20 protein-coding genes are annotated in these 21,962 nt (G+C 67.0%); 9 read left to right on the forward strand and 11 right to left on the reverse strand.

Annotated features, from left to right (window positions below):
- Positions 1–44: 44 nt before the first annotated feature.
- The 3 genes from AC5P7X_RS11115 to AC5P7X_RS11125 all read left to right on the forward strand — a co-directional run bounded on the left by AC5P7X_RS11115 (position 45) and on the right by AC5P7X_RS11125 (position 2,575).
- Positions 45–983: a fimbrial protein gene (locus AC5P7X_RS11115; protein ID WP_253134949.1), complete on the forward strand. Its 939-nt coding sequence runs from the start codon at positions 45–47 to the stop codon at positions 981–983.
- A gap of 63 nt (positions 984–1,046) precedes the next feature.
- On the forward strand, positions 1,047–1,721 hold the full coding sequence (locus tag AC5P7X_RS11120; protein WP_253134946.1) for a fimbrial biogenesis chaperone: 675 nt from the start codon (positions 1,047–1,049) through the stop codon (positions 1,719–1,721).
- A gap of 482 nt (positions 1,722–2,203) precedes the next feature.
- The gene (locus AC5P7X_RS11125; protein WP_053501317.1) at positions 2,204–2,575 is read left to right on the forward strand and encodes a hypothetical protein; all 372 of its coding nucleotides are present in this window, start codon (positions 2,204–2,206) and stop codon (positions 2,573–2,575) included.
- Positions 2,576–2,909: 334 nt separating this feature from the next.
- Here AC5P7X_RS11125 and AC5P7X_RS11130 read toward each other — a convergent pair whose 3' ends face one another.
- On the reverse strand, positions 2,910–5,105 hold the full coding sequence (locus AC5P7X_RS11130) for a TonB-dependent receptor (protein ID WP_495214817.1): 2,196 nt from the start codon (positions 5,103–5,105) through the stop codon (positions 2,910–2,912).
- A 238-nt stretch (positions 5,106–5,343) separates the two neighbouring features.
- Between AC5P7X_RS11130 and AC5P7X_RS11135 the strand changes: the two genes are divergently transcribed.
- The 3 genes from AC5P7X_RS11135 to AC5P7X_RS11145 all read left to right on the forward strand — a co-directional run bounded on the left by AC5P7X_RS11135 (position 5,344) and on the right by AC5P7X_RS11145 (position 7,865).
- Positions 5,344–5,937, forward strand: coding sequence for a TetR/AcrR family transcriptional regulator (locus AC5P7X_RS11135; protein WP_495214818.1), 594 nt, complete (start codon positions 5,344–5,346; stop codon positions 5,935–5,937).
- 118 nt (positions 5,938–6,055) lie between these two features.
- Positions 6,056–6,682 (forward strand): signal peptidase I, encoded by a 627-nt coding sequence (gene lepB / locus AC5P7X_RS11140; protein WP_053500267.1) that lies wholly within the window; start codon positions 6,056–6,058, stop codon positions 6,680–6,682.
- 70 nt (positions 6,683–6,752) lie between these two features.
- Complete coding sequence (locus AC5P7X_RS11145; protein WP_235642231.1) at positions 6,753–7,865, forward strand: DNA glycosylase AlkZ-like family protein; 1,113 nt, start codon at positions 6,753–6,755, stop codon at positions 7,863–7,865.
- Positions 7,866–8,010: 145 nt separating this feature from the next.
- Here the strand turns inward: AC5P7X_RS11145 and AC5P7X_RS11150 are convergent, their stop codons facing one another.
- From AC5P7X_RS11150 to AC5P7X_RS11160, 3 genes are read right to left on the reverse strand one after another with little or no spacing between them, the layout of a single operon-like run.
- A complete protein-coding gene (locus AC5P7X_RS11150; RefSeq protein ID WP_495214820.1) occupies positions 8,011–9,087 on the reverse strand; it encodes an ATP-binding protein in 1,077 nt (358 codons plus the stop codon).
- Between the two features lie 3 nt (positions 9,088–9,090).
- Positions 9,091–9,852 carry a response regulator gene (locus tag AC5P7X_RS11155; RefSeq protein ID WP_329842214.1) on the reverse strand — a complete coding sequence of 254 codons (762 nt, stop codon included), beginning with the start codon at positions 9,850–9,852 and terminating at the stop codon, positions 9,091–9,093.
- A complete protein-coding gene (locus AC5P7X_RS11160) occupies positions 9,849–10,415 on the reverse strand; it encodes a hypothetical protein (RefSeq protein ID WP_346607270.1) in 567 nt (188 codons plus the stop codon). The genes AC5P7X_RS11155 and AC5P7X_RS11160 overlap by 4 nt, the downstream gene beginning before the upstream one ends.
- Before the next feature lie 237 nt (positions 10,416–10,652).
- On the opposite strand from AC5P7X_RS11160, the gene AC5P7X_RS11165 reads away from it, so the two are divergent.
- The 3 genes from AC5P7X_RS11165 (at position 10,653) to xth (ending at position 14,795) form a co-directional block, all read left to right on the forward strand.
- The gene (locus AC5P7X_RS11165) at positions 10,653–11,834 is read left to right on the forward strand and encodes an efflux RND transporter periplasmic adaptor subunit (RefSeq protein WP_495214822.1); all 1,182 of its coding nucleotides are present in this window, start codon (positions 10,653–10,655) and stop codon (positions 11,832–11,834) included.
- Positions 11,835–11,836: 2 nt separating this feature from the next.
- Positions 11,837–13,780: a MacB family efflux pump subunit gene (locus tag AC5P7X_RS11170; protein ID WP_495214823.1), complete on the forward strand. Its 1,944-nt coding sequence runs from the start codon at positions 11,837–11,839 to the stop codon at positions 13,778–13,780.
- Positions 13,781–14,003: 223 nt separating this feature from the next.
- Positions 14,004–14,795, forward strand: a complete 792-nt coding sequence (xth, locus tag AC5P7X_RS11175) for an exodeoxyribonuclease III (protein WP_005416667.1) — start codon at positions 14,004–14,006, stop codon at positions 14,793–14,795.
- Here xth and AC5P7X_RS11180 read toward each other — a convergent pair whose 3' ends face one another.
- From AC5P7X_RS11180 to AC5P7X_RS11210, 7 genes are all read right to left on the reverse strand, one after another.
- Positions 14,796–16,514 (reverse strand): sensor domain-containing diguanylate cyclase, encoded by a 1,719-nt coding sequence (locus tag AC5P7X_RS11180; RefSeq protein WP_495214904.1) that lies wholly within the window; start codon positions 16,512–16,514, stop codon positions 14,796–14,798. It lies immediately after the preceding gene.
- 115 nt (positions 16,515–16,629) lie between these two features.
- A complete protein-coding gene (locus tag AC5P7X_RS11185) occupies positions 16,630–17,256 on the reverse strand; it encodes a DNA-3-methyladenine glycosylase (protein ID WP_053500279.1) in 627 nt (208 codons plus the stop codon).
- A 72-nt stretch (positions 17,257–17,328) separates the two neighbouring features.
- Positions 17,329–18,288, reverse strand: coding sequence for a cation diffusion facilitator family transporter (locus AC5P7X_RS11190; protein ID WP_495214824.1), 960 nt, complete (start codon positions 18,286–18,288; stop codon positions 17,329–17,331).
- Between the two features lie 69 nt (positions 18,289–18,357).
- Positions 18,358–18,942 carry an AprI/Inh family metalloprotease inhibitor gene (locus AC5P7X_RS11195; protein WP_495214825.1) on the reverse strand — a complete coding sequence of 195 codons (585 nt, stop codon included), beginning with the start codon at positions 18,940–18,942 and terminating at the stop codon, positions 18,358–18,360.
- A gap of 188 nt (positions 18,943–19,130) precedes the next feature.
- Positions 19,131–19,388 (reverse strand): hypothetical protein, encoded by a 258-nt coding sequence (locus AC5P7X_RS11200; RefSeq protein WP_005416661.1) that lies wholly within the window; start codon positions 19,386–19,388, stop codon positions 19,131–19,133.
- The gene (locus AC5P7X_RS11205; RefSeq protein ID WP_329842223.1) at positions 19,385–20,737 is read right to left on the reverse strand and encodes a TFIIB-type zinc ribbon-containing protein; all 1,353 of its coding nucleotides are present in this window, start codon (positions 20,735–20,737) and stop codon (positions 19,385–19,387) included. The genes AC5P7X_RS11200 and AC5P7X_RS11205 overlap by 4 nt, the downstream gene beginning before the upstream one ends.
- A gap of 20 nt (positions 20,738–20,757) precedes the next feature.
- Positions 20,758–21,897 carry an SPFH domain-containing protein gene (locus tag AC5P7X_RS11210; RefSeq protein ID WP_329842224.1) on the reverse strand — a complete coding sequence of 380 codons (1,140 nt, stop codon included), beginning with the start codon at positions 21,895–21,897 and terminating at the stop codon, positions 20,758–20,760.
- Positions 21,898–21,962: the final 65 nt, after the last annotated feature.

Genomic DNA, 21,962 nt, shown 5'->3' on the forward strand with positions numbered 1-21,962 from the left:
TTGGGCTTTTGCTGGCCCCCTGTGTGCTCGCGCCTGGCATCGCCATGGCAGCCTCCTGCAGTGGCGGTGGCGGCCACACGGACTTCCAACCACCCGCGCTGGTGGAGTTCACCGCGCGCGACGTTCCTGTGGGCGCCGGCCTGACCCCGTGGCTGCCCGTCAATGGCGGCGCGTCCACCAACGAGTTCCGCTGCGATGCGGACGCCCCCATCGACTATAGGATGGAGACGCACGGTGGGTTCATCCGTGAGCGCTATCACGAAAGCGGCGCAGAGTATGTAGTGTATGAGACCGGCGTTGCGGGGGTCGGCATGGCGTTCCTGGCGGAATTCGAACGCAGCACCCGCGGGCGCCCATCAGCAATGGGCTACGACGAGGTGGTGCTGCATGCCGGCGACAGCGGCACCGGGCCGGTGGGGGCGCGGCTGAAGGTGAAGTACATCCGCACCGGCAACATCGCCTACGGCAGCGCCACCAGCAAGCGGGAAATGGTGATCGAGTCACGCCTGTATGAAGGCGGCGCCGGCCCACTGCGGCATCAGCTGTGGGTAGGTGCAACGACCCTGAAGGTGCAGGACCGCCCCAGCTGCCGCATGCGCACGCAGGAGGTCAACATGGGGTTCGTGCCGGTGGCGGCGTTCACCGGCGTGGGATCCATCGCCGGCGAACGCAGCTATGAGCTGGTGCTCGACTGCGAAGCCGGTGTCGGGCGGGTGGACTATCAGGTGGTTCCCACCACGGCGGTGCTGGATGCCTCGCAGGGCATCGCCGAGGCCAGCGGCGGGGTGGTCGGGGTGGGCTATCAGTTCCTCAACGGCGATGGTTCGCCGATGCGCTTCTATGGTTCCGATGAGTTTGGCCGGGGCTCGGCCAACGCCGAGATCCTGCGCAAGACCTTTGGTGTGCGCTATCGGCAGACCCTTCCGGCCATCACGCCCGGCCCCGCCAACGCGGGGTTGACCTTCAGCCTGACCTTCCCCTGAGGCCGCATGCCCTATCACGTGCAAGCAAAGACAGGATTGCGCGCGGCCTGCTGGAGCAGTGCCTTGTGGCTGCTGTTCCTCGCGCCGGCCGCGCAGGCCGACGTGACCGTGGAAGGCACGCGGGTGATCTATGCGGCAGGCCAGCGTGAGGCGGCGCTGCGATTGAAGAATGACGGCGAACGCGCGTCGCTGGTGCAGGCGTGGGTGGCCGACGGCAACCTTCAGCAGGCTCCGGAAGCCTCCGCAGCGCCGTTCGTGCTTGATCGCCCGATGCTGCGGCTGGACCCCGGTGCATCCCACGCACTGCGGATAAGAGGCATCGCCCCGCAGCTGCCGACGGGCGACCACGAGCACCTGTACTGGCTGAACGTGGTGGATGTGCCCGCACGCGAGGCCAAGGCGGATGACAACGTAGTGCAGGTGGCCATCCGCTTCCGCATGAAGCTGTTGTACCGCCCGCAGGGGCTCGGGGCGCCGGTGAATCCTGACGGCCAGGTGAGCATGGCAGCAGGCGCGGGCGGGCTGGCGCTGCGCAATGCCGCACGGCACCACTTCAACCTGGCGGGCATGACATTGGTCTCCGCCACCGGCGAGCGGGCGGTGGACGCGTTCTACCTGGCCCCCGGTGAGAGCCGGACATTGGCGCTGCCCGAGGGGTTTGCCGGTCCGCTGACAGCGGTGCGCTATGAGTGGGTGGACGATGATGGTGTGCTGCATGCGGTGACGCGACCGCTCTGACGGCACCAGGGTGTGCGCATGTCGGCATCGGCGTGCGCGTGGCGCTGTTGCCGGTGCGGGGCGCTGGCAGTTGGGGATGTGCCGGGCCTGGTTGGGAAGCGCGTCAGCGGCGCGCACGAGCCCTGAAACACGGGCGTCTGTGGGTGTGCGACAATGCCGCCCGCTGCATGAATGTCTCCGTCTGTGCACCGCAGCGCTTGCTGATGGCAAGCCGGTTGTGCGCATGATGGGTTGCCACCGGAAAAGGGTGGCCGGGTGTGGAAACCCGTTTGGTCGATTGATGTTTGATGTCTGCGCTTGCCAGTCGGCGTCGCCTCGTGTGACGCCGGCTGGCAATCCGCTCGCGTTCCATGGCGGGCGGTACGTGGGGTGTACGCAAGTGCGCCCACCGGCCGATTAATCGACCACCGGTTTCCACACACGTACCGTCCCGCCGCCTTTGTTAAGGGCGGTGGCACCGTAGCCTTGTACGGAGACCCGCCATGAACCCTTCCGACATTCCCCCTCTGCGCACCCAGTACGCCCCGGCCAACGCCGATGAGGGCGAGGAAGCGAGCGCAACGCCCGACCCCAGCAACCTGATCGCGCTGCTGCACCAGATCGGCCGCGGCGTAGCTGCCGACGGCCAGCCCTGGCCCGAGCGCCACCAGCTGCCAGGCCGCTGCCTGGCGCTGGCCGACAGCGACGGCGCGTTGGCCGGCCTGCGCATCGTCAACGAGATCCTGCTGGCCGCCGAGCGCGCCCGCCAGAACGGCGGCCCGGAGCACTACGTGGGCGACCGTGTGATGGAAGGGCTGAAGCTGGCCGCGCTGGCGCTGACCAACCACGCCATTTTTCGTCTGCACCCCGAGTAGACCTATGCCGAGCGTGGATGCTGTCGGTGTAGAGCCGGGCCTGCGCTCGGCTCACCGGGCAAAACGCAGCCGAGCGTGGGCTCGGCTCTACAGGATATTCGCATCCTGCCTGGATGCCGTTGGCGGATGGCCCCGCGTTCTGTAGAGCCGAGCCTGCGCTCGGCTCATCGGGCAAAACGCAGCCGAGCGTGGGCTCGGATCTACAGGATATTCGCATCCTGCCTGGATGCCGTTGGCGGATGGCCCCGCGTTCTGTAGAGCCGAGCCTGCGCTCGGCTCACCGGACGAAACGGAGCCGAGCATGGGCTCGGCTCTACAAGGGGTCCATGCCAGCTCAGAAATCCAGGGTTGCCGACAACAACACCGTCCTCGGCGCCCCCAGCGCCAGGCTGGAAAGCAACGGCATGCCCCAGTACGCCTTGTTGGTCACGTTGTTCACGGTGGCGCGCAGCGCCAGCGGCCTGCCGGCCAGTGTGGTGCTGAAGCGCGCGCCCACGTCGAACAACGTCCGCCCCGGCACTGACAGGCGGTTGTCGGCACTGATGTACTGCTTCGACATCGCCGTGGCAGTACCGGTCAGGGTCAGGCCTTCCAGCGCGGGCACATCCCATTCCACGCCCAACTTGGCCTGCCGCTGCGCAACCGCTGTGGCCATGCGGCCTTCATTCACGCCGCCCGCCGTGCGGGTCAGTTTCGGCTGCACATAGGCCACGCCGCCCAGCAGGCGCACGCCGTCCAGTGGCGCACCGAAGAAGCCCCATTCCACACCGCGGTTCCGCTGTTCGCCGCCGAACGAGAAGATATTCGTGACCGGGTCGGTGTAGCTGCTGGGCCGCTTGATTTCGTACACGCTGAAGGTGTGCGCGAAGCGGCCCAGGTCCAGTTTCAGGCCCAGCTCCTTCTGCTTGGTGCGGAACGGTGCGAACACATCACCGGCATTGGCGGCGGTCATCGGCGCGGTGGCGCCCTGGCTGAGGCCTTCGATGTAGTTGGTGTAGAGGGAGACCGTGTCGGTGGCCTTCATCAGCAGCGCCGCTGCCGGGGTGGTGGCGCTCTCGTCATAGCGCGAGGTGCGTGCGCCCGTTGCCACATTGAAGGTCTCGCTGACCACCTGCTGGCGGCGCACACCCAGCGTCAGCTGCACGCGGTCACCGGCGAAGGACAGGGTGTCGGCGAAGCCGATGCTGTCCAGCCGCAGTTCGGTATGCGAGATGTGCGGCGCTACGAATGGCGCGGCCGGGCCCCACACCGGGTTGTACAGGTTGGTGGTCCAGTCCCAGCCCGGCACGCTGCGGCGGCCGTAGTCGTTCTGGGTGTGCTGGTAGTGGGTCACGTTGGCGGCCCACTGGTGGCCGACGCTGCCGGTATGGAATGAACCGCGCAGGCCGGCATCGCCGGACTGCTTCCTGATATCGAAGGCGAGCTGGCCGATTACCGTGGTGAAGTCGCCGGCCGGGTTGAGGATCTGCGCGCTGATCGAACCGTTGTAGCGGTAATCGGTCCTGCTGGTGCCGTAGGCCAGGTAGGCCAGCAGGCTATCGTTGATGTCCAGCTCGCCGCGCAGCATCGCGCCCTTGTCCTGGCTGTCCACGTAGGCCCAGTCCGGGTTGATCAGCGTATCGCCACGCGGCGGCCGCGGAATGACGACGCCGGGTGCCAGACCGACGCCGCGTGCGGGGCCGTCAACACGGTCATCGGCGCTGTACAGATCGGCCGACAGCCGCGCACGTTCGCCGCGCCAGTCCAGTGCCAGCGAACCGAGCTGCACCTTCTTGCGCTGCTTGCCCACGGCGCCATCGCCATCACGGTACGCGCCGTTGAAGCGGATGCCGAACTGCTTGTCCGCGCCGAGCCGACGGCCCATGTCCACATGGGTGCCGAACTGCGCATCGGAGGCGAAGTTGGCGCTGACCCGCAGCAGCGGCTGCTCGCCAGCGCGCTTGGGCACCAGGTTCACCGCGCCGCCCACCGAGCCGCCCGGCGGCATGCCGTTGAGCAGCGCGGAGGGGCCCTTCAGTACCTCGATGCGTTCGAACATTTCCGGCGAGGTGCGGTAGTAGGGCGCCATGCCACTCAGCCCGTTGAAGGTGGTGTCGCTGGTGCTGGAGGCGAAGCCGCGGATTGCGTAGTTCTCGCTCCAGGAACCGGTGACGCCGTTGCTGAACACCGTGGGGTCGGTGGCGGCGATGACGTCGGTCAGGTCCTTGGCCTGGCGGTCGCGGATGAAGGACTCGGTGTAGCTGACCGTACTGAACGGCGTATCCATGACGTCCTTGTCGCCGAGCAGGCCGATGCGACCGCCGGCCGCGACCTGGCCGCCGGCATAGTCGCCGGTCACGCGGCGCTGTTCCTGCACCTGCACCGAGGGCAGGGTGGACGGCGCGGTGTCGGCCAGCGCGGCACACGATGCCATCAGGCCAAGCGCGAGCGCCGATGCGCGGTAGCGGCGGGCCACCCTGTGTGGATGTCGCTGGCTGCAGCACGCGGCGGCTGCTTGGTTTTGTGGAGAGGAGAAGGGGTACACGGTCATGCCTGGGTCCTGTGAATCGCGAGGGCGAGCGCGCCTGGCGCGCGGCCATCGGCAAGCACGGGGGAGGGCGCAGCGCGGGGTTGTCGGCTGGGTGGGGACCTGGCGGGAAGTGAGCCACGGGCTCGATCCGGACGGCGCCATGATTGCGAACCAGACGCATTCCGAATTAGTTGAGTAAATTAAACTAAATCAACCGAAGCGGACAAGAGGGTCCCTTTGCTGGCACCCTCGGCAGGGTATGAACACGCAACGCGAAACCACGGTGCCGCCGCGCGGCCGCCCGCCGACCATTACTCCCGAGCGCCTGGCCGACATCGGCATCCGCCTGGGCCTGCCCAACCTGACCATGGCCAACGTGGCCGCCGAGCTCGCGGTCACCCAGGCCGCGCTGTACAAGCGCGTGGCCAACCTGGAGGCGCTGAAGCGCCTGGTGGCCGAGGCGGTGTTCCAGCGCTGGCAGATTCCCCACGCCTCGGCCGATGCGGCGGGTGGCCTGCAGGGTTACCTGATGGTGTTCGTCGAATCGTTGTGCGAGGTGGTGAAGGCGCATCCCGGGTTGCCGCCCTACCTGCTGCGGCGCACGGTGGCGACCGCGCCGATGCTGGAGAAGATTGCCTCGCACCAGGCGCATGTGGCCGAGGTCTTCGGCCTGCCGATGGACAAGGCACGCTGGCTGCTGGCCACGATCGCGTTCTACTGCATCGCCGGCGCCGACACCATCTACGCGATTGCGGATGACGAAGAGGGCCAGGTGATCTCCGAGTTCAAGCAGGGCATGCGGGCGCTGGTGATCGGGTCGTTGCAGTTGTTGGAAGCGGACGGCGATCCGTAGCGCTGACCATGCCGGATGGTCCTGAGTGTGGGCACATCTGGAACTTGTCCTATGTGTGACCAGGTGTGCCAGGTCTAGCCTAGGGCTCGGAGTCCCTTCATCACCTTCCGGAGCCCTTATGGATGCCACCTCCCGCGCGCCGTTGTCCCAGCGGACGCTGGCGTGGCTGAAGAAGGAGGTCGTGCCGCTGCTGATGCTGCTGGGCCTGTTCTTCGCTGCACGCGACACCCTGGCCAACCACTACGTGGTGCCGAGTGGTTCGATGCAACCCACCCTGCAGCCGGGTGACCGCGTTGTTGTCGATATGCGCGCGCACGGCCTGCGCCTGCCTTTCACCGGGCTGAAGCTGATGGGCGCCAGCGTGCCGCAACGCGGCGAGGTGGTGGTGTTCGCTTCGCCGGCCGATGGCGTGCGCATGATCAAGCGCGTGGTGGCGGTGGCCGGCGATCGTGTGCGCCTGCAGGATGGGCGACTGAGCGTCAATGGGCGGTCTCTGCAGATGACCGGTGCGACCGATGTGGAGCGGTTCGGCGAGCGTCAGGCCCGGCTCGACCTGACGCGTGGCGGAGGCCCTGACATCGCCGAAGTGCGGGTGCCTACAGGCAAGGTACTGGTGCTGGGGGATCACCGTGGCAACAGCCTGGACGGCCGCTTCTTCGGATGGGTCGATGCGGACCGGATCTACGGTCGCGCGGTGGCGGTGTACTACCGACGGGGGCAGGGTGTGGTCTGGCAGCGCCTGTAGTTGGGGCCGCGGAAGTGTCCCGGTGCGGCGAGCGCTAGTCCTGGGAGAATTGCCGTGATGCCATCCACGCATGGTGTGGATCTACAATGCGGCCATGCCAGCCACGCCCACCCTCGATGATCTTCGCCGCTATGCGGTGGCGCGCACCCTGTTCAAGCCGACCACGCTGCTGACCGCGATCCGGAAGCTGGGCTTCGTGCAGGCCGACCCGATACGGGCGCCGGCACGCGCGCAGGACCTGACCCTGCGGCACCGGGTGAAGGACTACCGCGCGGGTGATCTTGAACGTCGTTATGCGCGCTTGCCGGTGGAAGAGGACTGCCTGGTGAACTACGGCTTCCTGCCGCGCGAGCATCTGGCGCTGATGCACCCGCGCGTGTCCAAGCGCGAGTGGGACGCCGAGACCCATCGCCGCGCGGCCGAGGTGCTGGCGTTCGTGCGCGAGCGCGGCAGCGTACACCCCCGCGAGGTCGACCAGGCGTTTGCGCATGGGCGGGTGACCAACTACTGGGGCGGCACCAGCAATGCCAGCACGCATCTGCTTGATGGCATGCACTACCGCGGGCTGTTGCGGGTGCAGCGGCGCGACAGTGGCACCCGTATCTATGCCGTGGCCGAGCATGCCGAGCCGGACGCCAGCGAGCAGGCACAGATCGAACGCGCCGCTGCGCTGATTGATCTGGTGGTGCGCAAGTACGCGCCGCTGCCATCGGCCAGCCTGACCTATCTGGTGCGCCTGCTGGGCTATGGCGCACCGCATCTGGCCGAGCAGACCCGCAAGGCATTGGCGCTGGCCAAGCAGCAGCTGGCCAGCTGCACGCTGGAAGGCACCACCTGGTACTGGCCGGCAGACGAGAATCCACGCTCGCGCAGGCACGCGCCAGACGAGCAGGTGCGCCTGCTGGCGCCGTTCGACCCGGTGGTGTGGGACCGCCGCCGTTTCGAGTTGCTGTGGGAATGGGTCTACAAGTTCGAAGCGTACACACCTGCGGCGAAACGCCAGTACGGCTACTACGCGCTGCCGGTGTTGTGGCACGACCAGGTGGTGGGCTGGGCCAATCTCAGCGTGCGCGAGGGTGAGTTGGTGTCCAGCGTGGGCTATGCCGGCAAGTCGCTGGCCCGCGACAAGGTGTTTCGTGGCGCGCTTGAAGACGAACTGCAGCGCATGGCGGCTTTTCTGTAGAGCCGAGCCATGCTCGGCTGCGCGTTGCGCTGAGCTGCGTTTCGGTATCCATGAGACCCACCTATTGCGCGCGGGGCGCACGAATGGCAGCCGAGCATGGGCTCGGCTCTACAAGGCGATGATCGAGGCGGACCCTTGAGCAATCTCAACGACGCGCATGCACTGGCCAGCGGATCTCGAACGCGCTGCCGCCGCGTTCGGTCGGGCGGCACTGCGCCGTTCCGTGATGGGCCACGGCAATCGCCCGCACCACGGCCAGGCCCAGCCCGGAGCCTCCGCTCTGCCGCGATCGCGAGACATCGGTGCGCTGGAACGCCTCGAAGATGCTGTCGCGCAGCTCGTCGGGCACGCCGGGGCCGCCGTCTTCCACTGTCACGGTGCAATGGCCTTCGGCCAGCGTGACACGAACCCGCAGTGGGCAGGGAATGGCATGCCGTCGTGCGTTTTCCAGCAGCGCCAGCACCGCCTGGCGGATGCGGGCCGGATCGCAGTCCGTCAGCGACGGCCGTGCCTCCAGGGTCACCGAAAACCCGCTTTCGGCCAGTGCGTCGGACATTGCTTCCACCACCGCGGCCACCTGCACGCTGACGTCGCTGCGCTGCAGGCGCAGATCGAGGTGACCGCTCTCGGCCAGGCTCACCACGCGCAGGTCTTCGATGATGCGGGTGAGTCCTTCGAGCTGGGTGAGCATGCTGTTGAACTGCTCGGGGCCCGGCTCGAACACACCCTCGGCAATACCCTGCAGGCGGCCGCGCAGGATGGTCATCGGCGTGCGCAGTTCGTGCGCGATCGCCGCGTTCCAGAACACGCGGTTCTCGGACATCCGGCTGAGCCGTTCGGCCATCGAGTTGAAATCACTGACCAGCGTGGCCGCTTCGGCCATCGTGGTGTCGCCGCCGCGTGCACGTGCGTCCAGATCCCCGCTGGCCACCCGGCGCAGGCTCTCGGCCACCGAGTTCAACGGGGTGATGATGCGCCGGGTCAGGCGCGAGGCGACCAGCGTGGCGAAGATGACCACTACGGTGGCGGTCAAGCCGATCCACAGCCATTCCAGCCCGGACGGCATGATCGTTTCCGGCGCGTCGTACCAGCGCGGATAGAACACCTCCAGCAGGTAATAGAACAGGTAGAAGCCACTGATCGACAGCACCGTCGAACACAGCGAGGCGACCGTGATGGAGAGGGTGATCTGGCGGCCGATGCTCTTGCCTTTGGGATTCATCGATCAGTCCAGGAAACGGTAGCCAACGCCACGGATGGTGGCGGGAATGCCGATCACGCCCACCTCTTCAAGCTTGCGCCGCAGCTTGCTGACGTGACTGTCGACGGTACGTTCCTGCGCATCACCTTCGGGCAGGCAGGCATGCAGCAGGTCCGCGCGCGCATGCACCTGGCGCGGCGCGCGCGCCATATGCACCAGCAGCCGGAACTCGGTGAGGGTGACGCTCAGTGCGTAGACCTGCTCGCCGGTGCGCACCGTCACCTCGTGGCTGCGCAGGTCGATCTCGAACGGCCCCTGGCGGATCAACCCGTTGGGTTCTTCGGCGGCGGTGGGGGCACTGCGGCGCAGCACGGCCTGGATGCGTGCAACGATCTCAGCGGGATTGAATGGTTTGGCCACGTAGTCGTCGGCACCCACGCGCAGGCCGGTCAGCCTGTCCACGTCCTGGTCGAGCGCGGTGAGCATGATCACTGGCGTGTTGCCGCGCCGCCGCAGTTCGCTTAATACCTGCCAGCCATCGAGCTTGGGCATCTGCACGTCCAGCAGCACCAGGTCCGGGCGCAGCTGGCGATGGCTGGCGAGCGCCGCCTCGCCGTCGGCGGCGCGTGCGCTGCGCAGGCCGGAACGGGCCAGGTAGGCACCGAGGATATCGGCGATTTCGCCTTCATCTTCGGCAATCAGGACCAGGGGCGCGGGTCGGCTACGGAGTTCATGTCTCGTTGCGTGCTGCGGGTTCGAGGGCAGGGCGGGAAGGGACTGGGTCATCGGCCGCGCTCCATGGCCTGTGCTTCCTCGTCGGCTGCCCAGGCCAGTGTGGCCAGCACCAGCGTGCGCTGCAGGCTGGGTTCCACCGCAGCCGCGCCGCGCAGCTGCTGCAGCATCAGGGTGGACACCGCCGAGGGTAGCTTGCTCCAGCGCGAGGCCATGGGGGTGGCGTCCACCCGGGCCTGCAGCCGTGCAGCCATGCCCGCGATGGTGTGCAGGCGGACTGCCAGCAGGGCGGCCACCACGGTGGCCACAAGGGCAAGCAGCAGATGCAGGTTGACGTTGGCGGCCGGGTGCGTCGCCGCCCAGACCGCCAGGCCGATCAAGGCCAGCGATGCGAGAGACCCGGTGCGGCGGGTGCGGCCGGGCCCATCACTGCCGAACCCCACCAGGGCGGCGGCCCCGAAGCCGGCCAGCAATGGCAGGCCCGGATACGGCGCGACCCACATCCACGTGCTGGTCGATGCCAGCACCAGTGCTATCAACCATGGCGAAGGCGCACACCAAGCCAGGTAGGCACGGCGCACATCGATGGGTGGCAGGTCCGGGTAGGAAAGGGACACGGCAGGCAGGCAGTCGGCGAGGCCGACGAGGCTAGCGACCGTTGATGGAGATTCGGTCGAGATTGTGTCGAGATTGCGTGGACGCGGAGCTATCGCGTTCAGGCGTGGCGCTGGTGCCTGAACGGCCGCGACGCCTCCATGCAATCTCCACGGTGGCTCCAAGAAACGTCCATCAGTGTCTTCCAGACTGCGGCTCCGGCGGTCGCATTGGGCGACTGCCCGCAACCGGGCGTTTCGATGAGCAACCGCAGGACCTGGATCATTGCCGCCGCCGTGGCCACGCTGGCCGCCGGTGCTGGATGGTGGACGTTTGCAGGCGGCGATGATGCCGCGCTGATCACCGCGCCGGCAAGGGTGGCGGATCTGGAGAAGACCGTACAGGCGGTCGGCCGGGTCCATCCGAAGGAGCTGGTGGCGGTGGGCGCGCAGGTGTCCGGCCAAGTCAAGCGCCTGCATGTGGTGCTGGGCCAGCGCGTACGGGCCGGCGATCTGATCGCCGAGGTCGATTCACAACCGCAGCGGATCGCGCTGCGAAGCGCCGAGGCGGCCACCAATGCGCTGCATGCCCAGCATGCGGCCAGTCAGGCGCGCTATGTGCAGGCCAGCCATGCCTACGAGCGGCAGTCGCAGCTGGTGGTGTCGCGGCTGGTTTCCCAGGAAGGTTTCGAAGCCGCGCGCGTGGCACGCGACGCAGCACGTTCGGAGGTGGCTGCGCTGCAGGCGCAGATCGACCAGGCGGTGACCCAGGTCGAAACTGCACGGATCAATCTGGGCTATACCCGCATCGTCTCGCCCAGCGACGGCTACATCGTGGCCATCGTCACCAAGGCCGGGCAGACGTTGAACTCCATGCAGACCACGCCGACCATCGTGATGCTGGCGCAGATGGATACGATGACCGTGCGTGCCGAGATCGCCGAGGCGGATGTGGAACTGGTCGCACCCGGTCAGCCGTTGTGGTTCTCGACGCTGGGGCCGAGCGGGCACCGTTATGAATCCCATCTGCAGCAGCTGGAGCCAGCGCCGACCTCGATTGCCGAGGCCGCTTCCGGCAATGCGGGCGGCTCTGCGCAGACGCCGAAAGCGGTGTACTACGCCGGGCTGTTCGATGTAGCCAATCCTGGCCTGAAGCTGAAGCCTTCGATGACGGTGAAAGTGACCCTGCAGCTGGCGCGGGTCGCCAACGCGCTGCAGGTGCCATTGACGGCACTGGCCGAGCCGGATGACAAGGATGGCGACCGCGGCACCGTGCGCGTGGTCGATGCCAAGGGCCGCGCTGAGGAACGTGCGGTGACGACCGGCCTGCGCACCGCCACCGCCGTGCAGATCCTGTCTGGCCTGAAAGCGGGCGAAAACGTGGTGGTTGGCCAGGCGCCCAGCGGTGGCGACGCCGAACCCGCCAGCCTGCTGGGGATGTGAGCATGGCCCATGCACTGCTGGAACTGGAGGGCGTATCGCGCGCCTATCGCTCGGCCGCCGGCGAGGTGGTGGTGCTGAAGGAGGTCTCGCTGCGCATCAACGCCGGCGAGTTCATCGCCATCATTGGCCCCTCGGGTTCGGGCAAGTCCACGCTGATGAACATCCTGGGCTGCCTGGACCGGCCGACCGAGGGCAGCTATCGCGTGAACGGCGAGGCCACCGAACAGATGGCGCCGGACGCGCTGGCACGCCTGCGCCGTGAGCATTTCGGCTTCATCTTCCAGCGCTACAACCTGATGGAGAACCTGAGTGCCACCGAGAACGTAGCGCTGCCGGCAGTCTATGCGGGCGTGGACGCACAGACGCGCACTGCGCGCGCACGCACGCTGCTGGAAGCGCTGGGGCTGGGCGAACGCACCGGGAACCGGCCGGGTCAGCTGTCCGGTGGCCAGCAGCAGCGCGTGTCCATTGCCCGCTCGCTGATGAACGGCGGCGCGATCGTGCTGGCCGACGAGCCGACCGGTGCGCTCGATCACGCCAGTGGCCAGCAGGTGATGGCCGAGCTGAAGCGCCTGCACGCGCAGGGCCACACGGTGATCCTGGTGACGCATGATGCGGCGATCGCCGCCAACGCGGCGCGGGTGATCGAGATCGCCGACGGCCGGGTGGTGGCCGACCGCGCCGAGCCGGGATTGCTGGCTGCGGGCGCAGGATGCGGGACCGAGCGTGCCGCGTCGCCGGTCGCCGAGCGCCGCGCACGCAGGGACGCGGTCCGCGAAGCGGCACGCATGGCCGTGCGTTCGATGCTGGCCCATCGCCTGCGCACGCTGCTGACCATGCTCGGCATCATCATCGGCGTGGCCGCGGTGGTGACTGTGGTTGCGTTGGGCAAGGGCGCACAAGCGCAGGTCGAATCCCAGATCAACGCGCTGGGCGCCAGCACCCTGGAGATCTTCCCGGGCGCAGATTTCGGTGACCCGCGCTCGGCGGAAGTCGAAACGCTGGTGGTGGCCGACGCGGACCATCTTGCGGCGTTGAGTTATGTGGACAGCGTCAGTCCGAACCTGACGGGATCGGTGGCGGCACTGCAGGGCAACCGTCGTGCCAACACCCAGGTGCTGGGCGTAGGGGCCGACATGCCGCGCGTGCGGGGGCTGCGGCTGAAGGCCGGCCGCTTCTTCACCGACGCCGAAGTCGATGCGCACCGCGCAGTGGGCGTGGTCGACCAGAAGGCGGCGAAGGCGCTGTTCACTGGCAATCCCATCGGCAGCACGGTGCTGCTGGGTGGCATGCCGGTCGAGGTGATCGGCGCGGTCGGTCCCAATGCGTTCGCCGGTGGTGCAACCCCCACGGTCTACGTGCCGTACACCTCGGCGGCTTCCCGGCTGCTGGGCAGCCAACGCCTGGAGAGCATCACCGTGCGCGTACGCGACAACGTACCCACCAATGCCGCCGAAGCCTCGCTGGGCGCCGAGCTCGAGCGCCTGCATGGCCGTCGTGACTTCTTCATCTACAACGCCGACCAGATCCGCAAGGCGGTGATGAAGTCCAGCCAGACCATGGCCGCGTTGGTTTCGGCGATCGCGGCGGTGGCGCTGGTGGTGGGCGGCGTAGGCGTGATGAACATCATGCTGGTGTCGGTGAAGGAGCGCGTGCGCGAGATTGGCGTGCGGCTGGCGGTGGGGGCGCGGCAGAACGACATCCTGCGCCAGTTCCTGATCGAGGCGGTGCTGATCTGCCTGCTCGGCGGTGTGCTGGGGGTGTTGCTCGCGTTCGCTGTGGGTGCGCTGTCGAGCCTGTTGTCGCTGGGCGTGCCGTTCCTGTTCTCGCCGGGGCCGGTGCTCGCCGCACTGGCGTGCTCTTCGGCCATCGGGCTGGGCTTTGGCTACTTTCCGGCACGCACTGCCGCGCAGCTGGACCCGATCCAGGCATTGGCGGCAGAGTAGGGGCGCACCCGGTGACATCGTAGCCGCCATCACGGCCGGCGTTGCGGTAGAACGGCAGCAGCCACAGGTGGCTGATGCCGGGTTCACGGTGACCAGCCTGCTGCGCGGCATGGCAGCGGTCGGTGAACCGGATGGCACCGCATCATTACGCGGCATCCACGGTCCCTGCATGCCTGGGCGCGCACAGTGAACCCTCACCCGATGCGCCGAGGAGACTTCCTGCATGGCCCGTCGCAAGATGCTTCGCATTGCCACGTTCAACGTCAACGGCATCGGCACACGCCTGCCGCAGCTGCTGGACTGGCTGCACAGGGAATCGCCGGATGTGGTTGCCCTGCAGGAACTGAAGGCGACCGACGCCGCGTTTCCGGCTTCGGCATTGGAAGAGGCTGGCTACGGCGCGCTCTGGCAGGGCGAGGCGCGCTGGAACGGCGTGGCGCTGCTGGCACGAGGGACCACGCCGGTCGAAAGCCGCCGCCGATTGCCGGGCGAGCCCAAGGACACCCAGAGCCGCTACCTGGAGGCGGCGGCGCATGGCATTGTGGTGGGTGCACTCTACCTGCCCAACGGCAATCCGCAGCCCGGGCCCAGGTTCGACTACAAGCTGCGCTGGATGGAGCGCCTGATCCGGCATGCGCGCAGCCTGGTCGAGCTGCCGCACCCTGCGCTGCTGCTGGGTGATTTCAATGTGATTCCCACCGACGCCGATGTCTATGACCCCAAAGCCTGGCGCCGCGACGCGCTGCTCCAGCCGGAGGTGCGCGAGGCCTTCGAACGACTGCTGGCGCAGGGCTGGACCGATGCGGTGCGGAAGGTGCACGGCGACGCCACGATCTACACCTTCTGGGACTATTTCCGCCAACATGCCGAGCGCGACCGTGGGTTGCGCATCGATCATCTGCTGTTGAATCCCGTACTGGCCGAGCGACTGAAGGACGCTGGCGTCGACCGCTGGGTACGCCTGCAGGAAAAGGCCAGCGACCACGCGCCGGCCTGGGTGACGGTAAGCGCGTGATCAACGCGCGGCTGGGTCTTCGCGACGCTCGCGGCGTACCCGTGCGCGGGTGCGGTACAGGCGGCTGTCCGCTTTCTGGATGGTGTCGGCCACCGGTTCGCCAGGCGTGTTGATGGCCGCACCCATCGAGAACGCGCTGGGCGAGAGCGCGGCGTGGTCCTGGTACCAATGCTCCAGTTCGCTCAGCCGGCCGTCCGCAGGCGCGACCAGTACCACCATGAATTCGTCGCCGCCCAGTCGCACCACCGTCTCATCCCTGCCCAGCGGTGAGCGCAGGAACGTGGCGAACTCGACCAGGACGGCGTCGCCACGCCGGTGGCCCTGGGTGTCGTTGATGTGCTTGAAATGGTCCAGATCGAACATCACGCAGGCCCAGCGCTCGTCAATCAGTTCATCCAGCGGGTGCAGGTAGCGCCGGTTGTAGCACTGGGTGAGCGGATCCTTGAAGGACATTTCGCGCAGCTGCTGCTCCTGCATCCGCAGCGCGGTGACGTCCTGAGCATGTCCCAGCACGTAGGGCGGGCTGGCTTCGTTGTCGAGCACGTTGTGATACGCCCAGTAGTGGCGCGTTCCGTCCGCGGCGATCAGCTCGATCACTCCAGCGTCGGTGTGGTTTGCCTGGATCCGAGCGAGGTAGGCATTGAAGCCCGCGCGTTTTTCCGGCGGCATCAGGTCACACAGGCTGCGCCCGATCATCTGGCTTTCCTCGAAACCCAGTGATTGCACGGCCGCCGGATTCACCGAGGTCAATGTTCCGTCCAGCGTGTGCGTGCAGATCAGGCCCAGGCTGTAGTGGAACAGTCGCCGATAGCGGGTTTCGCTCGCTTCCAGCGCATCGAGCGCGGCTCGCTCGTCCGTGATGTCCTGGATCGCTCCGACCAGGCGCGGATGCCCGTCGATCTGTTGCCGGCTGCCAACGACGCGCGTCCAGATCGAGCGACCGTCGGCCGTGGTCATCGGTAGCTGCACTTCCCAGGACGTGCCTTCGTCGATGCAACGCTGCACTGCTGCCCGGATGATGTTGCGGCTGTCTTCGCGATAGAACGACAGCGCGGTGTCGAGCGTCGGTTCAAAGTTGCTGCGCACGCCGTGCAACTGCTTGGTCTCGCGGGTCCAGCGCACTTCGTTGGTCACAAGATCCATCTCCCAGCCGCCCACCCGCGCGGCGCGGTTGGTGCGCTCCAGGAAGTCTTCGCTGCGTTTCAGCTCACGATGCAGCGCTTTGGCCTGACCCACCTGCGCCATCAGCGTGCTGCGCTGCTCCAGCACCTGGGTGGTTACCCGGGCAAGGTGCACCATCAGCTCGCGCTGGGACGGAGACAGCACGCCGGGCATCGGATCGAGCAGGCACAATGTGCCGATGCGTGCGCCGTGCGCGGAGCCCAGAGGGATGCCAGCGTAGTGACGGATGCGCGGCCCGCCCGTCACCAGTGGATTGGTGGAAAAACGCGGATCCTGGCGTGCATCGGCTATCTCGAGCAGCGCGTCCTGGCGTATGGCATGGGTGCAGAAGGAAATTTCGCGGGCCGTTTCACTGACGCCCTCAAGGCCGATGTTGGCCTTGAACCACTGGCGGTCTTCGGCCACCACGCTGATCAGGCCCATGGTCATGCCGGTCGCGGCGCGGGCGGCGGCGACAATGGCATCGAACACCGGCTCCGGCGGCGTGTCCAGCAGGTGCAGTCGTTCGATTTCGAGCAGTCGTTCGGCTTCGTCCATGGTGCTTTTCAGGGCAGGGTGGCGAGGGCGGCTTCGGCGGCTGTCGGGCGCTACGCTAGTGCGTACCGCGTTATGTATCGCCATGACGGGGTGATGCCGACGTGACGCATCGCGGTCAGGGTTTGCGGGGCCCGCGCGAGGGCCGCACTGAAACGTGACGGTGGTCGCGAACATGCCAGCGCCAAGGGAAGTCCACCGCGCGGGTGATGCCGATGCGGGGCCCGACCACCGGATCTGCCGGAGGCGGCACGCCATCGCTGGCGATGACAATGCCGTGGCTGCCTGTCACCAGATCGGCGCCGTCGAAACTGCGGTCCAGCCCGAAGGCCTGCGAGAGCTTGCCGGGTCCGCTGGCCAGATCGTGGTCGCGGCGTGCGGCGGGACGCCGCGCCCGCATCTGGTCCAGCCCCTCGAGAGGTTCGATGGCGCGAAGCAGTACGGCCACGCCTTCGCCGATCTCTCCGCAGACAACGTTGCTGCCCCAGTGCATACCGTACGTGAAGTAGACATAGAGGTGGCCCGCCTCACCGAACATGCTGACCGTGCGCGGCGTTGGCCCGCGATAAGAGTGCGCGGCCGGATCGTCGCTGCCGGCATAGGCTTCAACCTCGACGATGCGGCCGACGCGACCATCGTTGCGCACCAGCAGCTTGTTGAGCAGCTCCGGGGCGAGCTCAGTTGGCGGGCGCCGGTAGAAGCCGCGCGGGAGGCTCTGCAGGGAAACGGGCAACCAGTCCGGCACGAGAGTGGCAGGTTCGGGCGAGAGACCCTGGCACTGTGGCACTGGCGAGGTGAAACGTGCGCAGACGCCACGTCATTCCGGTGCAGGCGGAGCGGCCAGTGCCGCGCGGCGGGCGGCATAGACCTCGGGCGTCTGCGGCTTGATGAACAGTGCCACCAGTTCCGGGTATTCCCGCTTCACCGCGGTTTCGATGCGGGTGATGCAGGCTTCGATCTGCGGGGTCCGGCGATCGTCCTCGAACTCGGCGCTGAGCATGGCCACGACCTGTTCCGGCCCCATCTGCATGGTGGTCACGCCATTGGCGCGGCGCAGGTCCGGATCGGTTTCGGCCACCGCCATGATCCGCTCGGCCAGCGCAGGATGGGCAGGCTCTCCAACCAGCAGGCCCTTGGTTTCACGGGCCAGAAGGAAGGCGGTCGCGGCCAGCACGCCGGCGATGCACAGTGACGCGACCCCATCAAGCACCGGCATGTCCAGCACCTGCGCGGCCAGCAGGCCGATCAACGCGAAGCCCAGGCCCAGAAGGGCGGCACTGTCCTCCAGCAATACAGTGAAGGTGGACGGGTCCTTGCTGCGGCGGAAGGCTTCGAAGTAGCCGAGCCTGCCCTTGGTACGCCGGAACTCCCGCAGCGCCACCCACCAGGAAGCACCCTCGAACAGGATGGAAATGCCCAGTACGCTGTAGCTCAGCGCGTGGTTGCTGGCGGGCTCCGGCCGGCGGATGTGCTGGATGCCCTCGTAGGCCGAGACGCCGGCACCAGCGGCGAACACCAGCAGGGCGACGATGAAGCTCCAGAAGTACAGCTCGCGGCCATAGCCGAAGGGATGGACCGGGTCCGGCGCCTTGCCGGCACGGCGCAGGCCGTACAGCAGCAGTACCTCATTGAGGGTGTCGACCAGTGAATGCACGCCCTCGCTGAGCATGGCCGAGCTGCCGGAGATGCCGGCTGCGATGAACTTGGCCACGGCAATGGCCAGATTGCCTGCGAGGGCTGCATAGATGACGAGACGGGAGCCGGTGGGAGCGGACATTTCGGCGGCGGGGCGGGGCGGACGCCTATTCTTCCCGATCAGCGCGTGCCCACTGCGTGCACGGTGCGATCAGCGGCCCTTGGGATTGAGATACAAACGCGCCCCATCCGATTCACGGTACCCCGTCCAGCGTCCGCCGCCCGACGCGCGGAAGCGCCCGAACAGCGTGTTGCTGGTGTCGGTCAGCTGCAGCTGGTTGCCTGACAGCACCCAGCGGTTGGCCGAGAAGAAGCCATCCGGGCAGCCGGCAGGCACATAGGCACTGTAGCCGCCGAACCACTCGATGTTCTTCAACTCGATGGTGCAGGTGCCGCCGTTCTCCTGGCCCAGTGTCCAGCTGCCGACCAGGTCGCTGTCGCGTACATCGCGGTCATCGCGCCGACGGTCATGGCCCCAGTCGTCGTTGTTGTCGTGGAAGCCGAAGCCCACGTCGATGCCTTTGCTTTCGCTGCGCGACTCGGACTGTGAGCTGCCACTGGTGGTGGTCTGCGTGGTCATCGAACCACTGTTCTGGATCTCGGTGCTGCTCGAATGGGTGGTCTGGTCGGTGCGGGTAGTCTGTTCGCCGATGCCGAACGAGGCGTCCTGGGCCATGGCGGGCAGGGCCAGGACGCACAGCACCGACAGGCAGCTACGGGGAAGCAGGGCAGCCATCGCAGGATCCTCGGAAGGTGGATCGCGCGAGTATCGAACCGGTGGGGTGGGAGACGGTGTGAGGGTGTGCGCTGGGGCAGCCCAGCGAAGGGTAGTGCCGGCCGCTGGCCGGCTCCCACTTGGCGCCCAGAAACCGAAGGGATGCCGGCCATCGGCCGGCATGACCCGCAGCCAGGCATGGCCTGGCGCTACTGATCCGGCTTCACCCTTGCCACCCGTTTCCGGTACTCATACACGTTGTCACCGCGGATACGCTTGTCCTCGGTGCCGGTGATCCGGCCGACCTGCTGGTCCGAGCCGGTGACCGGTTTGGCCTCGATCTCGGTCTCGTGTTCGAAGGAGTGCGATTTGTCGGTGTTGCGGTAATAGCGGTACAGCGCCCAGTACAGCGCGGTTGCGCCGGCCGGACCTGCCGCCAACAGCCAGAGGCCACTGTCGTCGCTCATGTCGATGCCACCAGGAAGGCAATTGCGAGGGCTTCAATGACGGTGCCGGTGGCCAGGGCCGCCAGCAGCATCTTCCATTGCTGCACGGGCACGCTGCCCATGGTTTCGCCGGTACGGCCGTTCACTGCGATGTAGTGCAGCATGCCGCCGTTCTTTCCGGGCTGGTGATACGAGTACAGCCACACCGGCAGGTACATCGACACCCAGCGCGTTCCATGCACCTCCAGCTGCTCCTGTTCCCAACGCACGCCACGGTTGTAGCGCCTCACCGAACCTTCCACCTGCGCGCGGGCGATCGACAGCAGCTGGTCTTCCAGCCGCGGCCGCAGCTTCTCCACGTCGAGGTTGCGCTTCTCAGAGGTGAAGCCGGCCAGGTATGAGGCGTTCCATTTCACCGCGTTCTTGGTGTCGAACGGCAAGATGGTGTTGATGATGTTGTTGGTGTTGGCGCGGGTATCCAGATTGCCGCGCTCGGCCGAGGATTCCAGGGGCAGGTCATCAACCGTGAAATCCACCTGGCGCTCGACCTGGTAGACATCTGCGTCGTAGAGGGTGCGTTTGTTCTTCTCGCTGCCGACCGTGTATTGCCGGGTCTGGATCTCGCCCTTGCCGGCCACGGCCGCGCTGACATTGCTGTCCACGATCATGTAGGGCAGGAACACGCCCACCACGTTTTCCGGGGTGAACTGCTCCTTGAACGCCTTCAGCGCGAACATGCGGCGCTTGTCGACGAACTGGCGGATGCGCGCGACCGCATCATCCTTCTTGATGTGGAAGGGCAGCACCGCATCGGGCACCGCACCATTGCTGATCTGTTCGTTGACGCCGAAGACGTGGCGGCACCAGTGGCAGCGCGCCGTCATCGTGCTTTCGGTATTGACCGTGACTTCGGCACCGCAGCCCGTGCACTTGAACGTCATCAGCGCCGAGGTGTCGGCGTCGATGTCACGCGCGCCGGAGGCGATGACCGTACCGCGCAGCTGGTCGATGGCCTCGCCCAGCCCGAATTCCTCCTCGACGCGCGCGCCATGCCATTCGTGACGGCAGTACAGGCAGACCAGGATATCGGTGCCGGCCTTGGGCCGGATGTCGGTGGCGCCGCACTTCGGGCAGCGGTTAAGGCCGTCCTTCAGCTCGCTGGCTGAGGTATCGATGGCTACAGGATCGGGCGCTTCCACTTCATCGCGGATGGCCTGGGGCAGCTTCGAGGTGTCCAGCGGGAAGCTGCCGGGCAGGGGAGGGACGTCCTGCGGCGAACCGGGCCCATCCAATGACGCCGCCGGCAAGGGCGGCGGCGTCGTGGGCGCGGATCCGGGCAGCGGCGGTGGGCCGTTTCGGGGATCGGACATGTTCGTTGTGCGTCCTGCTGTTACAGGCCCAGTGCCTTGGCTTTCAGGGCGTCGTAGTCGCCCTGGGTGATCAGGCCCAGGTCCAGCATTTCCTTGGCCTTCTTCAGCTTGGCCACCGGATCGTCGGCAGCCGGCGTGGCCGGCTGCTGCATGCCGCCGACACCGAACATGCCCGAGGCCATGCCGACACCGACCAGGCCAGCCGCACCGCCGTTCTCGCCGGCCGACTGGATGCCCTGGGCGACGCTGGCCTGCAGGTTGGAATTACCGCGCGAGCCGGACAGCGCATCTGCGCGCTGGACGGTCTTCAGCAGTTCGCGGGTGTTGGCGTCGTACTCGATCGAGACAATGGCGGTCTTGACGATGGCCAGGCCGCGATCGGACTTCCACTGGTAGCCCTGCTCGACGGCGGCCGACAGGCTCTGTGCAAAGCCCAGCGAGTCCTGCTGCAGCTTGGTGATGCGGTTGCCCTTGCCCGGATCGTTCGTGTACAGGCTGAAGGCGGGGGCCAGCGAGCCGACCACTTCATTGAACAACTGGCTGGCGGCGGCGTTGTCCAGGTCGGTGAAGTCGAACACCTGGCCCGGCTGCAGGTAGCTGGCCGGCACGAAGTTCTTCACGAACAGGATCGGGTCGACGATCTTCAGCGTGTACGAGCCGCGCGTGACCGCGCCCACCTGGGTATTGAGGAAACCATCGTCCCAGTAGATTTCCGACTGGGTACCGAAGCGATTGTCCGGCAGCTCCTTCAGCGAGACGAAATAAGCCGCCTGCTGCGAACCGGGCTGGCCGCCGAACTTGAAGCGTTCCCAGCTCTGCTTGATGAAGGTGCTGACCAGACCGTCGCCGGCGAAGATCGACTGCGAGTTAGGATCGCCCGAACGCCACTCGTAGCCGCCCGGTTCGGCGACGAACGCGGTGATCGCGCCGTCCTGGAACAGCAGCAGGCCGTAGCCTTCCGGCACGATGATCTTCGAGCCGTTGGTGATGATGTTGGACGAGCCACTGGTGTTGGAGCCGCGGCCGGCGTTGGTGCCGCGCGGCACCGCGGCGAACAGGGCCGCCGTCGAGGGCAGGCCTGTGGGCACGGTGTAGAAGTCCTTCCACTGGTCGGCCAGCACACCACCGACTGCACCCTTCACCGCCTGTACCAGACCCATATCCAACTCCCTGTGATTCGAGGGCAGGCACCGTGCCTGCCGAGCTGGACTGAATATAGCAGCGG

The sequence above is a fragment of the Stenotrophomonas sp. YJH_SMC_53 genome (assembly GCF_059369995.1).